The 14,757-nt window shown below is 63.9% G+C and carries 15 protein-coding genes and 1 pseudogene; 9 read left to right on the top strand and 7 right to left on the bottom strand.

All coding sequences use genetic code 11. The features are described from left to right. Positions 1-154: 154 nt before the first annotated feature. Positions 155-1,387 carry a hypothetical protein gene (locus ASF80_RS10350; RefSeq protein WP_157521023.1) on the bottom strand — a complete coding sequence of 411 codons (1,233 nt, stop codon included), beginning with the start codon at positions 1,385-1,387 and terminating at the stop codon, positions 155-157. Between the two features lie 333 nt (positions 1,388-1,720). Here ASF80_RS10350 and ASF80_RS10355 point away from each other — a divergent pair, with 333 nt between their 5' ends. From ASF80_RS10355 to ASF80_RS10370, 4 genes are all read left to right on the top strand, one after another. Then, positions 1,721-2,029, top strand: a complete 309-nt coding sequence (locus tag ASF80_RS10355; RefSeq protein WP_056310478.1) for a hypothetical protein — start codon at positions 1,721-1,723, stop codon at positions 2,027-2,029. Between the two features lie 153 nt (positions 2,030-2,182). Continuing rightward, positions 2,183-3,685 (top strand): SulP family inorganic anion transporter, encoded by a 1,503-nt coding sequence (locus ASF80_RS10360; RefSeq protein ID WP_056310481.1) that lies wholly within the window; start codon positions 2,183-2,185, stop codon positions 3,683-3,685. A 48-nt stretch (positions 3,686-3,733) separates the two neighbouring features. Then, on the top strand, positions 3,734-4,312 hold the full coding sequence (locus ASF80_RS10365) for a hypothetical protein (RefSeq protein WP_056310483.1): 579 nt from the start codon (positions 3,734-3,736) through the stop codon (positions 4,310-4,312). A gap of 85 nt (positions 4,313-4,397) precedes the next feature. Further along, a complete protein-coding gene (locus ASF80_RS10370; protein WP_056310485.1) occupies positions 4,398-4,601 on the top strand; it encodes a hypothetical protein in 204 nt (67 codons plus the stop codon). A gap of 13 nt (positions 4,602-4,614) precedes the next feature. Here the strand turns inward: ASF80_RS10370 and ASF80_RS10375 are convergent, their stop codons facing one another. The 4 genes and pseudogenes from ASF80_RS10375 to ASF80_RS19335 all read right to left on the bottom strand — a co-directional run. Continuing rightward, the gene (locus tag ASF80_RS10375) at positions 4,615-4,938 is read right to left on the bottom strand and encodes a hypothetical protein (RefSeq protein ID WP_056310488.1); all 324 of its coding nucleotides are present in this window, start codon (positions 4,936-4,938) and stop codon (positions 4,615-4,617) included. A gap of 113 nt (positions 4,939-5,051) precedes the next feature. Further along, on the bottom strand, positions 5,052-6,083 hold the full coding sequence (locus ASF80_RS10380) for an Ltp family lipoprotein (protein WP_056310491.1): 1,032 nt from the start codon (positions 6,081-6,083) through the stop codon (positions 5,052-5,054). 136 nt (positions 6,084-6,219) lie between these two features. Continuing rightward, complete coding sequence (locus tag ASF80_RS19330) at positions 6,220-6,609, bottom strand: hypothetical protein (protein ID WP_235560003.1); 390 nt, start codon at positions 6,607-6,609, stop codon at positions 6,220-6,222. 327 nt (positions 6,610-6,936) lie between these two features. Beyond that, positions 6,937-7,101: pseudogene (locus ASF80_RS19335) on the bottom strand (DUF2510 domain-containing protein); the annotation flags it as partial. Between the two features lie 118 nt (positions 7,102-7,219). Between ASF80_RS19335 and ASF80_RS10390 the strand changes: the two are divergent. From ASF80_RS10390 to ASF80_RS10400, 3 genes are read left to right on the top strand one after another with little or no spacing between them, the layout of a single operon-like run. Further along, the gene (locus ASF80_RS10390; protein ID WP_056310495.1) at positions 7,220-7,948 is read left to right on the top strand and encodes an SHOCT domain-containing protein; all 729 of its coding nucleotides are present in this window, start codon (positions 7,220-7,222) and stop codon (positions 7,946-7,948) included. A gap of 52 nt (positions 7,949-8,000) precedes the next feature. Continuing rightward, positions 8,001-8,909, top strand: coding sequence for a DUF2510 domain-containing protein (locus ASF80_RS19340; RefSeq protein ID WP_082488269.1), 909 nt, complete (start codon positions 8,001-8,003; stop codon positions 8,907-8,909). A gap of 25 nt (positions 8,910-8,934) precedes the next feature. Continuing rightward, positions 8,935-9,528: an HNH endonuclease gene (locus ASF80_RS10400; RefSeq protein WP_200934765.1), complete on the top strand. Its 594-nt coding sequence runs from the start codon at positions 8,935-8,937 to the stop codon at positions 9,526-9,528. Between the two features lie 80 nt (positions 9,529-9,608). Here the strand turns inward: ASF80_RS10400 and ASF80_RS10405 are convergent, their stop codons facing one another. After that, positions 9,609-10,538: an NADP-dependent oxidoreductase gene (locus tag ASF80_RS10405; protein ID WP_056310498.1), complete on the bottom strand. Its 930-nt coding sequence runs from the start codon at positions 10,536-10,538 to the stop codon at positions 9,609-9,611. Between the two features lie 90 nt (positions 10,539-10,628). Between ASF80_RS10405 and ASF80_RS10410 the strand changes: the two genes are divergently transcribed. Next, positions 10,629-11,186, top strand: coding sequence for a MarR family winged helix-turn-helix transcriptional regulator (locus ASF80_RS10410; RefSeq protein WP_082488270.1), 558 nt, complete (start codon positions 10,629-10,631; stop codon positions 11,184-11,186). A gap of 15 nt (positions 11,187-11,201) precedes the next feature. Here the strand turns inward: ASF80_RS10410 and ASF80_RS19585 are convergent, their stop codons facing one another. Beyond that, positions 11,202-11,366, bottom strand: a complete 165-nt coding sequence (locus ASF80_RS19585) for an SHOCT domain-containing protein (protein WP_082488376.1) — start codon at positions 11,364-11,366, stop codon at positions 11,202-11,204. Between the two features lie 242 nt (positions 11,367-11,608). Here ASF80_RS19585 and ASF80_RS10420 point away from each other — a divergent pair, with 242 nt between their 5' ends. Next, on the top strand, positions 11,609-14,584 hold the full coding sequence (locus ASF80_RS10420) for an RNA-directed DNA polymerase (RefSeq protein WP_157521024.1): 2,976 nt from the start codon (positions 11,609-11,611) through the stop codon (positions 14,582-14,584). The last annotated feature ends 173 nt before the right edge of the window (positions 14,585-14,757 follow it).

Raw genomic sequence — 14,757 nt, forward strand, 5'->3', positions numbered from 1 at the left:
CGAGACGGTCGGCGCGGGTGGGATGAGTATCCGCCCGAGACGGGGTGCGCGCAAAATCTTGGAGCAGAGTGCACATTTACATACAACTCGATGCGCGCACAAAGAATACATGCGACAAACGCTGGTTGTCATATTGTTCCTCGACCGTAACCGCTCAGACCAGGGCGCACCGGGCAACTTCGCGCATTGCGGGTGTGACGACGCCGAACTGCTTCGGCCCCGACAGTGACGCGAACCCCTCCATGAGCCGCGTGATCTCCTCGCTCTTGTCACCCACGTCGTCGCCGATCCCGGAGGCGAGGATCATGTCGAATCGATCGCTGCCGAAGATGGAGTCGGTTGGATCGAGAAGGGCGGCTCCCGCGGCGACGTGGCTCACGAGCTCATCGAGATTATGTGCGGTTCCGTCGGCGATCGCGAGAAGAGCGAGCGCCCCCTCGGCATCCCGTCGCGGGAGCGGCATGCCGAAGCGCTCGCGAGTCGCCGTACCGATCTTGCCTGCCAGCGCCACCAGCGTGCCTCGCGTGGGCTGGACGAAGTTCTTGGCATACGTCGTCGCCACGACCCGGCCCTTCAGTCGCCGGATCAGTTTCGCGCGACGGGCGAACCTGACGACGACCTCACCCCATTGGTACGGATCGTCCGGCCCACCGTTCCACCCCAACGATCGCGTGAGCCGTTCCACGTCCGAGTCGGAGATCCATCCGGTTACCGGGTCCTGGGCGACGCCCGTTCCTCCGAGGAACCTCACCAGTCCGGCAAGGGGAGCGACAGCAGTCTCGACCATCGCACGGTCGGGCACACTCTCACGAAGCAGACCGATGGCATCGATGTGCGCGAGCAAAGCCAACCGCCGGGCCGGGGTGAGCCCACTGAGAAGTGTGGCGATTCTCGACGAGCGACGGATGCGGGGATCGACGTCCCTCATGTCGCGGTCGTCGAAGTAGGGCATGACCACACCGTGTCGGCGCATCAGCTCGCGGTTCACGTCGTCTTCCCGGAATGGCGCCGCCTGCGTCAGCCAATCCCCCTGCGCGGCGGGCGACGTCGTCGATGAGCTTGCCGCGACCAACGGGGCACCCAGCGGCGGGGCATCCACCGTGCGCACGATGACGTCGGGCCGGTGATCGAGCGCGGGCATCGCCATGCGCCATCGGTCGAGGGACTCCGGAACCGGGCGTGGGCGCTCGTAATAGTCGTCCGAATCATCGTCGAACTCGGGGTTCTCGCTGGGCTCCCGCCCGATGCTCAGGAGGTAGGCGTCGACGATCCATTCCATCGGGGCCGTCTGGGGCATGGTGATCGCTCGATCGAACTCTGGATGATCGGCAGTCGTGAATTCGACGCGCATGAATGAGGTGACGTGGACAGGGATCTGGATGCTCATGCGAGCGAGGCTATTGAGCCGCCCCGACACCCACGGACCTGAATCCCACGTTCTGTTCAGAACCCCGTTCGGGTGTCGGCTGTGGAGGGAGAGGTGCACCGGTTCCCCGCAGGGCACGACCAGCCAGGCTTCGCCGACGCCGGGGTGACGTGTATAAAACGGAGCAGATTCTCTACACGTCTACCGGTCATTCCAATCGGCTTTACATGTCGCAAGGACGGCGCGCGTCCGCGTCCGCCGCACCCTCAGCTGTTCTGTCCCTTCCCCCGGGCATGACCCGTCCAGTGGACGCGAAGGCTTGACGATCCGGGCGCAGCCCCATGGACTAGATGGATGCTGTCGACACCTGTTCCCGGCGAGGCCCCCGTAGAGCTCGTCATCTTGCCGGAATGGGCTAGCTCGCAACGGGTGGCAGGCATATTCTCTCCCCGTCTGTCGAGAGAACTTCAGGCACGTATCCGCACGTGGAACGACGAGTGGAAGTTCACGCTCAACCCACAGAAGACGATCCGCTGGCCTGACCCCGAGATAGGGCACCGCTGGATAGAGGAAGGGAACGCTCTCGTCGAGGCGATCCAGGCAGAGCTCGGGTCGAGGTTCCACGTCGTCGGCGGGTTCTCTGACTACGCCCCGGAGCCCTGACCCCGCATCGACCGCTGGCCGGAAGGACAGACCCCGGGGCCTCGACAGGCTTCCCCCCACCGCCGCTCACGACCGACACGAACGGCAGCCCCCAGCATCCGCCGTACCCTTAACTGTTCTGCCCCATCCGGGCACCTTCTCTGGAGCATCCCCATGTCTGCAACTGCGGTCGACGATCGTGCCCGTTATCGGGCGAATCCCACCGTCCTCGAAGCGCTGAAGAGTCCGCGGATGCTGACGCGCGAGGTGCTCGCGGGTCTGGTCGTGGGGCTCGCGCTGATTCCCGAGGCGATCGCGTTCTCGGTGATCGCGGGCGTCGACCCGAAGGTGGGGCTGTTCTCGTCCTTCATCATGGCGGTGTCGATCGCGTTCCTGGGCGGGCGTCCGGCGATGGTGACCGCGGCGACCGGAGCCGTCGCGCTCGTGATCGCACCGGTCGCGCCGACGTACGGGATGGACTACTTCATCGCGACCGTCATCCTCGCCGGCATCTTCCAGGTGCTGCTCGGGGTGCTGGGCGTCGCGAAGCTGATGCGGTTCATCCCGCGCAGCGTCATGGTCGGCTTCGTCAACGCGTTGGCGATCTTCGTGTTCAGCTCGCAGTTCCCGCAGCTGATCGACGTGCCGTGGCTCGTGTATCCGCTGGTCGCGCTGGGAATCGTCGTGATGATCGTGATGCCCAAGATCACCAAGATCGTTCCTGCGCCGCTCGTGTCGGTGATCATCGTGACCGGTGTGGTGCTGGCGTTCGCGATCACCGTGCCGACGGTCGGCGATCAGGGCGAGCTGCCCAAGAGCCTGCCCGAACTGTTCATCCCGAACGTGCCGCTGACGTGGGAGACGTTCACGATCATCGCGCCGTTCGCGCTCGGGGTCGCGCTGGTCGGACTCATGGAATCGCTGCTCACCGCGAAGCTCGTCGACGAGATCACCGACACCCACTCGAACAAGACGCGGGAGTCGTGGGCTCAGGGCGTCGCGAACATCCTCTCCGGAACCTTCGGCGGCATGGGCGGATGCGCCGTCATCGGCCAGACCATGATCGGCGTCAAGGCCTCAGGCGCCCGCACCCGCATCTCGACGTTCTGCGCCGGCATCTTCCTGTTCCTGCTGGTCGTCGTCTTCGGCGACTTCGTCAGCACCATCCCCATGGCCGCCCTCGTCGCGGTGATGATCATGGTCGCGATCGGAGCCTTCGACTGGCACAGCGTCAAGCCGTCGACCCTGAAGCGGATGCCGAAGAGTGAGACGTTCGTGATGGTGTCTACCGTCGTCTTGGTGTTGCTGACGCACAACCTCGCGATCGGTGTTGTCGGTGGGGTGCTCGTCGCGTCGGTGCTGTTCGTGCGGCGGGTGGCGCACTTCGTGTCGGTGTCTCGGAAAGTTTCGCCTGCCGGCGATTCCGTCACGTATGTCGTGAACGGGGAGCTGTTCTTCGCGTCGAGCAACGACCTGACGACGCTGTTCTCGTACTCGGACGACCCGGACTCCGTCGTTGTCGATCTGACGGGATCGCACATCTGGGATGCGTCGACCGTTGCCGCACTCGATGCGATCGAGACGAAGTATCAGGCGCTCGGGAAGAGCGTCGAAATCATCGGGATGAACGAGAGCAGTCAGCGTATGCGGGGAAGATTGACCGGCGGGTTCGAGTAGGCAATCCAGCTCCATCGCGGGCGATTGCCGTCCACTTAGGATGTGGGGATGTTCACAGCGCTCGCGCCAGCGACACTCGCCCTTCCGGATCTGTCCTCCGCCTCCGTTGCTGTGGGCGCATTTCTTGGTGCGGCGCTGTCGATATTCACCAGCGAAGCCATCAAGTTTGCCATCGCGCGTCGAACCAAGCGCGACACGCTGCGGCTCGATGGTCTCACCGAAGCGACGGTGGCCGTTTCAGACGCAGCCCGCACGATGCTCCACATCGCGGGAAGCACGGGGGCAGTCACCGATGATCTGGCTGGGCTGAAGAGTGCACACCAGTCGCTTCGAATCGGTTTGGCTCGCCTGCAGATGCTCGCTGGGCCAGGGGTCCAAACGGCCGCTTACTTGGTCCGGCACCACCTGTACGCCATACGCAAGATTGCGGAAGGCGCGGACGACCCCTTCCCCCTACACGAGTTGTCAGCGTACAAGCGGGCGGAACAATCAATCGAGTACCTGCTCGAAGAGGCTCGGAAAGAGATCGGGGTATCTGGTCGGGTGGTCGCGAAGCCAGATGTGTACGCGTTAACTCGATCCGTCACAGCGAAGCGTGACAGCGCACCGATGAGTTCCTTCAAGTAGCCCTGCAGCATCGCGCGGGTATCGGCCGCGACGCCCGCACTGGGCAAGACAGTGAGGGCGCGCCCGACCCGCGTAGGGTCGTGGCATGACCGAGCCGACGATTCGACCGCCGAAGCAGGCCCGCACGAGCGTCGTCTTCGGTGCCGCGATCGGAGCGGTCGTCGCAGCTCCGCTCACAGCGCTGGTTCTCGAGAATCAACTGCTCGGACTAGGCATCGGCGCGGTGATCGGCGGATGCATCGGCGGTGCGGTCCTCGGACCATTCATCGGCCGCAGAAGCCGCGACTGAGGCAACGAGCGATTCAGTCGATCGCCGCCTGGATCTGCCCAGCGAGCTTCTCGACAGCCTTCTTGTTCTTCACGCCGTCCATGAGTGCCGGCGGACGGTTGTGGTGCACATCGAGCGACAGGTGCACGTCAGAGCCGAGTTCCGCGGGGGTCGTAACTGCCCGGCCGAGGAGCTCCCAGTTGAACAGTGTCTTCTTGGTCTGGAAGTCGATCGTGGTGCCGTCGGGCGCCTGCCCTAGGATCTTGGCCTTGTTGTCGGCGAGCACTTTCTGCACGGCAGCCGCCGTGGTCGCGGCGTCGGCGTTCGAGTGGAAAGTGGTGGTTGCAGCAGAAGACATCGTGATCCCCCTCAGGTCATGGTGTGCGCTTCACCCTAGCGAAGTGGTGTTCCGGCTCACGTAAGAGGCAGGCTCCGCCGCAAGGCGGAGCCTGCCTCTCGGGCACTACCTGCTCAGTATCCGACGGCCGCGAGACCGAACTCGATCTCGGCGGGCAGGAAGCCTTCGTACGCCATCTGGTCGTACAGCCCCTGTCGCGAGAACGACGTGTAGTCGAGGTACTGCTGCGCAGTCTCGGCAGCTTCGGCGTTCCAATCTGCACCCGCGTTGTCCACGGCGAACGTCGCGTCCTCGGTGCTGAAGCCCTCGTACTCGAGCTGGCCGATCAGACCCGTACGTGAGAAGCCGCTGTAGCTGAGGTAGCTCTTCGCCGAGTTGATCGCGTTCTGCTGCCCGAGTGTGAAGACAGGCTTCTCTTCGAGGGTGAGAGTGATCTCGGTTCCCTCTTCGACCTCGGTGCCTGCCGCGGGGCTCGTCGACAGCACCTTCGCGAGCGGATCAGCGAGAGCCGTGAGCACCGGGGGATTCAGGCCCGCGGCCGTGAGCGTGACGAGCGCCTCGGTCGCGGTCTGCCCGGTGACGTCCGGAACTGCGACCATCACCACGGGCTCTTCGACCGGCTCTTCCTCTACGGTGACGGTCGACGCTGCGGGCTTCTCGTCTGCGACCTCGGTCTTGCCGCCGCCACCCATCGCACTGGCGACGCTGCTGATCAGGATGACGCCAGCGGCGATCGAGCCGCCGATGATCCACCCCTTCTTCTTCGACTTGCGTGCGGGAGCTGACGGAGCTGCAGCAAACCCGGCGGGCGGGGGCGCGTCGAACCCCGCGGAGGCACCCGTGGGGCTGGGCGGCATGCTCGGGTAGCCAGGGGCTGCCGTGTCGACCAGGTCGGCGGCCGAGGGCGGCCCGGCGGGGAATGCGACAGTCTGCGCATCTGCGGGCGACCCAGTTCCCGGGAACACCTGAGTGGGCGCATCCGACGTCGACGGCGTCGCGGGAAACGTGACCGTCGCTGCATCGGCAGCCGCTGCCGGAGCCGCGGGCGGCTGCGGCTCAAGCCACTGGATGCCGTCCCAGTAGCGCTGTTCGTTGTTCGCGTGCGGCGCGGGGTACCACCCCGGCGCCGGATTCTGATCGGTCACCTTGCTTCCCCTTCTGATGGCGTTGCCGCCCGTCAGCTCCCCCAGCGGCAGCCGAACGTGGTGTTCCGCGAGCGTCGGTGCTCACGGGGTACTGCTTCGGTGGTGCGACCCGATGCGACATCGGGACACCGCACGCCTACTGCGCGGAGTTGACCACGCCGCGGGTCGCCTCGACCTGTGCTCGGACGACCTCTACCGCGGCAAGGATCGTCGGACCGTCCTGTGTCGAGACAGCGTCGCTGAGCGCGTCGAGAGTCGTGTCGAGCGCCACCAGGGATTCAGGCCAGGTGACGGCGACGTTCGCGGGAACGTCCAGCGCCTCGAGCTGACCGAAGTTGAAGGCGAGCTCGCCGCTGTTGCTCAGCAGGCGCCAGAATCCGTTCTCCTGCACCGTGACGATGATGTCATCCAGGTCTTTGTTCATATCGTCGAGGTGCGATCCGGCCTGGGCGCGGAAGGCCACCGCATCGACGACCTCGACTTCTGCCGACGCAGTCGGCGTGGGGGTCGGCGTCGGTTCTGCCACGGCAGGCTCTTCCGTTTCGACGACCACGGGCGCGGTGCTCGCCTGCGGCGCCTCATCGCGGTCACCACCAGCTCCGATTGCTGCGCCGACGGATCCGACGACGATCACGCCGGCCGCAATCGCACCGCCGATCAGCCACTTCTTTTTCGAACTCGAGGGCGTTGCGGCACTGGGCACCGCAGTCGGCACGGGAGGCGGCGGAAGGACCGGAATGGTCGCATCTGCGGGAGCGGGGCCCGGCGAAGGAGCTGAACCAGGAGCCGGTGCAGAGAAAGCGGGACCACTCGGAGCCGGCGCCGAGACAGGTGCCGAGGGTGCCGGGGCGGGCGCGACGGCCGGTGCACTGTGCTGTGTCCACTGCACCCCGTCCCAGTAGCGATTCAGCTTCGGGTCTTCGGGGCTCGGATACCACCCGGCGGGGACGTTGCTCACATCTGCTCCATGCTGCTGAGATGCCCCCAGTTGGGCTCGATCTGACACTAGCGATTCCATGCGGTCGCATGTTCCTTATAACGTCACGATTGGGTGACGAGCCGTTGCGAAATGCGCAGCTCGGGAGGCCGCGTACTGGGATACTCATGCTCAGGACTCCGCTCAGGAAGGAAAGCAGATGGCAGAGGTCGCAGCTGGCTGGTACGACGACGGTTCTGGTCGCCAACGGTGGTGGGACGGAACCACCTGGACCGAGCACTACCTCGATGCACAGCCCGGCCAGGCGCCCGCCGTGGCCGAAGCCCGGGGCGGAGCTGTCGCCGATTGGGCGAAGAATCAAGCCCAGCGCCTGACAGCCAAGCACGATCTGGCCAATGACGAAGACGCCATCTGGACAGCCGTCGGGAAGCCACTCACCGGCCTCGGCGCGGGACGCTACAAACTCACCGCCGAGTACCTGGTGTTCGAGACGGGCACGCTCTCGTCGAAGGGTCAGCAGATCAGAGCCCGCGAGATCCACGACGTCGACTCGTCGCAGACCATGGCACAGAAGGCTCGCGGCGTGGGGAACATCACTCTGCTGGCGCGTCGGCCCTCGGGCGACGAGAAGGTCGTCATGCAGGACATCCCGAACTTCCGGGAGGGAGTCGTCGCGATCAACCGCGTTGCCGACGAGGCCCGGCACGCGCAGCACCTGCGAGAGAACACGTCGCGTTCGTCGATCGAGTACTCGGGTGCCGTGCAGACCGTCGCACCGGCCTTCGCCCCAGCGGCATCCGCAGCACCGGCCGTATCTGCCGCCGGCGATCTGAACTCCGAGCTCGAACGTCTCGCAGGGCTGCGCGCCCAGGGCATCCTCGACGACGAGGAGTTCACGGCGGCCAAGCGCAAGCTCCTCGGCCTGTGACGCTAGTGCCCCGCTCTCGGCCGTCCGGCGCCGTTCATGCGAATATGAACGCGTGAGCGAGCAAGCACCAGCGGGTTGGTACCCGGACGGCAGTGGCAGCGAGCGGTATTGGGATGGAGCGGCGTGGACCGCGCATGTCCGGGCTCCTCAGCCGGCACCACCCGCGCCGCCCACCGACGAAGCGGCGAACGTATTCTCCAAGCTCGGCACAGCCGTGAAGAAGGCGGCGTCGGACAAGAAGGCTTCGAAGGATGAGGCGCTGCGTCTTCACGAGGAGCGCGCCGTTGCCGCGGGAAGGCTCGTCACCAGCGGCATCTTCGGCACGTCGACGATCGAGATCTACGAACACGGCTTCGTTCGCGTGGCGCCGGGCGGCGAACGGTACGCCGAAGCCGAGAAGATCACGAAGAAGACGCCGTACGAGAGGCTGCGATCAATCGCCTTCGGTGTTCCCGAAGCCGAAAGAGCTCACGATACGGAAGGCCCCGGGAGCCCCATCGAGGGCGCAGTGATGCAGGCGATGTCCGGGATCGTTCGTGGCGGCAAGCTGCTGACAAAGGGCACTGCCGTCGGCATCGCCGCCACGGGGGTGGCGCACCTGGCATCGAACTCGGCCAGGAAGTCGAACCTCGTGATCGCCACCGACAAGACGATTCATACGCTGACCAATCAGAAGCACAATGGCTTCATTCAAGTGAGCCAGAAAGAGCACAACGCGGTCGCGGTCGCGCTGGTCGAAGCCGGAAACGCCGTTCTGGGAATTGAGCCCGTCGCTGTCGCGCAGCCCTCGATCTCGGCACCACCGGATGCCGCTCCCCCAGCACAGATCAGCGTGGCTGCCGTTGCGGTCACTCCGTCATTGTCCGACCGCATCCGAGAGCTGTCCGAATTGCACCGCGAGGGCATCCTGTCGGACGACGAGTTCTCGGCTGCTAAGGGCAAGCTGCTCGCGGGGCTGTAGGCGTGCGGGCTCTCGAAGTCGTCCGATGAGCTCGGTGACCTACCTGGCGCAGTTCGCCATGCCGAAGCCCGTTCGCATCAGCGGACGCAGTTCGAGCATCACGAACTCGTTCGTGAACGGGGTCATTCCCGTGATCGTCCCGTCAGAGGCGGAAGTCCGGGATGCACTGCAAATCCTCGGGATGCTCGACCACGTCACCTGCTCCTATTGCGGCGACACGAGCACCGAGTGGGATCATCTTCGCCCTCTCGTCGAAAAGCAGAGACCGACGGGGTACATCTCCGAGATTCACAACCTCGTGCCCGCGTGCGGCAAGTGCAATCAAAGCAAGGGCAACAAGCACTGGCTCACGTGGATGCGCAGCACCGCTCGGCTTTCACCTGCCGCGCGGGGCATCGCTGACATCGAGGATCGGATCGCGCGGCTGCAGGAGTACGAGGACCGTGTCGTGCCGACGAGGATCGACTTCGAGGCGGCTGTTGGGGCCGAGCTCTGGGAGAAGCACTGGGCTCACCACAAGAAGCTGTTGGAGCTCATGCGTGTGGCCGATACGGAGGCGCAGGAGATTCGAGCACGGGTGCGAGATGCCCACGCCAAGCAGCGCGCCATGCTCGACTGACCAACACCCGGGGACCGCCCCGAACACTCGAGCAATGTCGCGCGTTCGGAGCTGCCCGAGCTGACCAGGCGCCGCAAGCATCACGGGATGACGATGACCTTGCCCGCGATCGGCCCCTCAGCCGCCTCCGCGTGCAGCGCCTGAAGCTCGGTCAGTGGGATACGACGCGTGACCTCCAAAGTGAGCGCCCCGCTGTCAACCAGCGAAACGAGCTCGGCCAGCTTCTCCGCATCACTCCGAACGAACACCACCACTGACCGCACTTCACGCTCGGCGTCATCCGGCGCCGGCATCCAGGCGGTGGTGCTCACCACGACTCCCCCGTCGCGAACGAGCCGCACCAGGGCGGTGAACTCGTCCGGCGCGATGGGAGCCAGGTTGAGCAGGAGATCGACCTGCTCGGTGACGGCATCCAGGACGTCGGTCTCGGTGCGGTCGATGATCTCGTCGGCACCCGCCGCACGCACGGCATCCGCACTCCGAGGACTGGCCGTCGCGATGACGTACGCGCCCGCGCGCTTCGCCAGCGCGATCGCGTACTTGCCGACGACTCCGCCGGCACCGATGATGAGCACTCGCTGCCCTGCCTCGAGGCCGCCGTCATCGAAGAGCGCCTGACGCGCGGTCAGCGCGACCGACGAGAACGCGGCGGCATCTGCGAGCGGCACGCTGGTCGGCGCAGTAACGAGTGCATCCGCCGGGGCGATGACGTACTCCGCAGCTCCGCCGTCGGTCGCCATCGGCAGGAAGGCGATCACCGCGTCACCCACCGAGAAGCCGTCGACTCCGTCGCCCAGGGCGTCGACCGTTCCCGAGACGTCGTAGCCGGGGATGTGCGGGAGCACCACCGGGATCGGCAGGAAGCCCGCGCGCATGCCGTTGTCGGCGGCGCTGAACGCGGATGCTGCAACCCGTAGCCGCACCTGACCGGCACCCGGGGTGGGCTGGTCGATCTCCTCGTACTGCAGAACCTCGGGGCCGCCCACTTCGTGGAACCGTACTGCCTTCATGATCTTTCCTCTCGTCAGGTGCTTCGAATTCGAAGCAATAGGTTGAAGGTAGCACTGCTTCGAATTCGAAGCAACACGTATACTGGTTCCATGAGCACACGCCCCCTTCAGCTCTCCCCGACGGAGCTCGCGGCCTACTTCGCCTTCACCGAGGTGAGCAGCCTGCTGCGGCATGCGGTGGAGAAGCAGCTGCGCGGCGTCGGCAAGCTCAGCTACGTGCAGTTCCAACTGCTCGCGCGGCTCGGCGACGCTCCGAACGGTTCGCAGCGGATGACAGATCTTGCGGATGGTGTCGTGTACAGCCGGAGCGGGTTGACGTATCAGGCGCAGTCCTTGGAGGAGCGTGGGCTCGTCACGCGTGGGCCGTCACCGGAGGATGAGCGCAGCACTATCGTCGCGATCACAGACGAGGGGCGGGATGTGTTGGCGAAGGTATTCCCGGGGCACATCGAGGCGGTGAAGACGCATCTGTTCGAGTCACTCAGCGCGGAGGATGTGGAGATGCTCGCGCGCGTGATGACGCAGGTCCGGGGGCACCTCAGGGCGGAGCCGCCTCGGAGTGCGGTGCCACGGAGCGGCCGTCCACCCATTCCGAGTGAACCGCGGGCAACCCGTCATCGCGGGCTCGACCTCCGGCCGGCGGACTGACCTCCGGAGAACCGGTCACGGCAGGTCGACGCCCTTCACCGACCGATGCAAGTCCAGTGCAGCGGGGCGACTTGCAGCCTTCAGTCGCGCGAGCAGTTCCGCGTTCTTGGCGGCAAACTCTTCGTCGGAGAGAATGCCCTCGTCGCGCAGCGAGGCGAGCTTGGTGAGCTGCTCGGTGATATCTGTCTGAGAAGCGGCGGAACTTCGCTTACCGACTACTGCCGGCTCCTGGGCTAACCCATGGGGAGTGGTGCAATCCGCTCGTGCCCGCCGCGCGAACGTCGGAGCGTGACGACAGACTACGCTGACACGGAGTCAGGCATTCGACACGTGCTCGGGACAACGCTCCCGACAGGCGCGCGACAGCCGCACCCAAACCGACCTGTGAGGAACCGATGGCCGCTACGCTTGAGCAGCTCGTCATGGCATACCGCAAGGCAAAGGCGGACCTCTACTTCTCGGTCGACTCGAGGGAACTTGACCTGCTCGAGTATGAAGAGGATCTCGAAGCACGCCTTGGCGCACTCTTGGCCCTGATCAACGGTGATTCCACGGAATGGGTGACGCAGCGCCCCTTTACCGGGAGATACTCGATCGTTCCAAAATCGCTCGCCTTCGGAAACCAGGGATACAACGCGAGCAATACCCTTTGGTCGGATCCCGACAGCCAGTTCCGCGCGCGCGCCGCAGCGGATAAGGTCACCGCCACTTTCCGAATCATTTCTCAGTGCAGCATCGATATGCACGTGCTGTCATCACTTTGGATCATGACCGTTGGCGCCGCGTTTGACGCAGAGCTATCAAGTGCCTCGATGGGAAATCGTCTACGCAGACGACTGGATAACACTTTCAATGACCTAGCCGTCGGGAGCTTCAAGCCTTACCTCGAGCCCTTCAGGAGGTGGCGAGAGGATGGGCTGAAAGCGATCGAGCGCGCCCTCGACGACGATAAGCAAGTCGCAGCCGTAACTGGGGACGCCACCTCTTACTACCACCAATTGACGCCGGACTTTCTGCTCGACGACCACTTCATATCTGCGGTACTAGAGGCCGATCTGTCGGAAAACGAAAGACGCATCAATGAGTTGTTTGTAAACTCCCTCAAAGCGTGGAGCAGCGAAACTGCAGACTCGCTGCAATCACTGCCGGCAGGCCTCCCTGTCGGCCTACCCGCTAGCGCCGTCGTCGCAAACTTGGCACTCGTAGAGTTTGATCGTTTCGTTGAGCGCGAACTCACCCCGCTCTATTACGGGCGTTACGTCGACGACTTTTTCCTCGTTCTCGAGGGTGGGTCGAGCCTCACCACAGCTCTCGAAATATGGGATTGGATCACCGCGCGGGCAGATCCCAAGCTGGGCCTGTCCGCCTCTGCCGAGGGCCTAGTATTTGCTCCGCCCTACCTCGCTAACTCCAGTGTGAGGTTCGAGAACCGCAAGAATCGAACCTTTAATCTAAGTGGGCGCAGTGGAAAGGCGCTGATATCCTCACTTCGCCGCACGATCGCCGAGCAAGGAAGCGAGTGGAGGGCTCTACCTTCCCTGCCCGCTACAAATGTTGAAATTGGTACGCGAATGGTGATTGCCATGCAAGCCGATGGCGACCCCGCGGATAATCTTCGTAAGGCCGACTCGATATCAGCGAGGCGCGCCAAGTTCGCACTCCAACTAAGAGATTTTGAGGCTTTCCAGAGAGATCTAGATTCCGAAGATTGGTCCGACTACCGAGAAGCCTTTTTCGAATCAGTTTGCGACCATGTCCTGACCCCTGAAGGATTCTTCGAACTCTGGACCTACTTGCCGCGGCTCTTGCGTCTCGCCCTCGTGTGCGATGATCTCGCGTTGTTTTCGCGAATGATCAGCCGTCTCGCTGCCCTCCTCGAGTCCGTCGATCTCTCCACCAGCCGCAGGATCGCCGGACTCGATAACGCTGTGACCGACCCCATGACATCATGGCGAGAACAGGTGACAAGCGTTGTCCGGCGAGCCATCGCTTCGACTACCTCCGCGCCGCTCTCTTCGAGCGCGCAAGCCGAGCTCGCGGACGCCGTTAGCCCGCTTGACCTCGCACTTGCCGAATGGGTCCGAGTCGCAGATCTCGCGGAGTTGGGCCGTCGTCTCTTTGCGCATGACCTCGGCCATTTACCCGCACGATTCGCGGTTCTGCCACAGGAGATCACGCCTCGGGGTGGCGCCGAGCTGCCCCTCGTGCGGGACGAGCCGACACTTCTCAGAGCCCTCCCGCAAGCTGTCCAAGTTGGCTTCGAGTCCCTCGCATCTCTCGTCCGCCACAAGGATTTCAACGCGATCGCGTACGCGTTTATGTTCCCTACGCGCCCACCGAATCTCCTTGAGTTGTTCATCGTCGGCGACCCCTTCGAGTCAGAGTCTCAACGCGAGGTCCAGGATGCGACGCAACTTATCGCTAACTCCGTGCTCGCATTGCGAGGGTTTCGCATCCACGATGACATGCCAGGGCAAGTCGGCGACGGCGCGAGCGGTTCGTTCATCTCGGTGCGGAACTCGGCGCCGCGCCAGGGTGGTAGACGTCGGATCGCAATCGGTTCACTCGAGACTCTTGAGTCGCAGTCCACCCGAGCAGCCATGGGCAGCCCTGACCTAGGTCTCGCGCGGTACCGGCGTATTTCGACTCTTGTCAATGAGCTAATCTCGCGACGCGGTGCCGCGGACTACCTTGTACTTCCGGAGCTGAGCCTCCCATCACGTTGGTTCGTACGCGTGGCGCAGAAACTCGGAGCCCAGGGCGTGAGCCTTGTTGCCGGGCTCGAGTACGCGCGGAATGGGCTTTCGGTTCGGAACCAGGTCTGGGCATCTCTGCTCCATAATCACTTCGGGTTCCCCTCGCTGCTTGTGTATCGACAGGACAAGCAACGGCCGGCACCCGGAGAGAACGTGACCCTCTCGGGGTTGGCCGGGCTGCAACTCGCTCCAGTGCAGAAGTGGTCCTCACCTCCCATCATTTCCCACGGAGGATTCTTCTTCGCAATCGTAATTTGCAGCGAACTTACCAACATCGGCTATCGAGCATCTCTGCGAGGGAGAGTTGACGCGCTATTTGTACCCGAGTGGAATCGCGATATCCACACATTCGAAGCTTTGGTGGAATCCGCCGCGCTAGATATTCATGCCTTCATCGTGCAGGCGAATAACCGCGCTTACGGTGACAGTCGGATTCGTGTTCCCGCAGTGAATGAGTGGGAGAGGGATTTGATTAGACACCGGGGCGGACTGCACGACTACACAGTGGTGGGCGAGATCAACTTCCATAAACTTCGAGAGCATCAGAGCGTGTTTCGAGCAGCGAAGCCGTTGTTTAAGCCCTTGCCCGACGGTTTCGTAGTAAGCGATCAGCGATTCCGACTCCCGCCAAAAGAAAAGTGACTCTAGCGGGAGGCGTCCGTCAGTAGGAGTTCTTTGAATAAGAGTCGTTGCCAAGACATTCGCGAGACCTCGCGAATTCTCCTGCTAGCACGTACCCAGGCAATAATTCGGCACGGTAGACCGAGACCCGCGTTCCGACCAGAGCATCGAACACGATGTTGACTCACCATGCC

This window comes from Microbacterium sp. Leaf159, from assembly GCF_001423615.1.
In the GTDB taxonomy this organism is placed as follows: Bacteria; Actinomycetota; Actinomycetes; order Actinomycetales; family Microbacteriaceae; genus Microbacterium.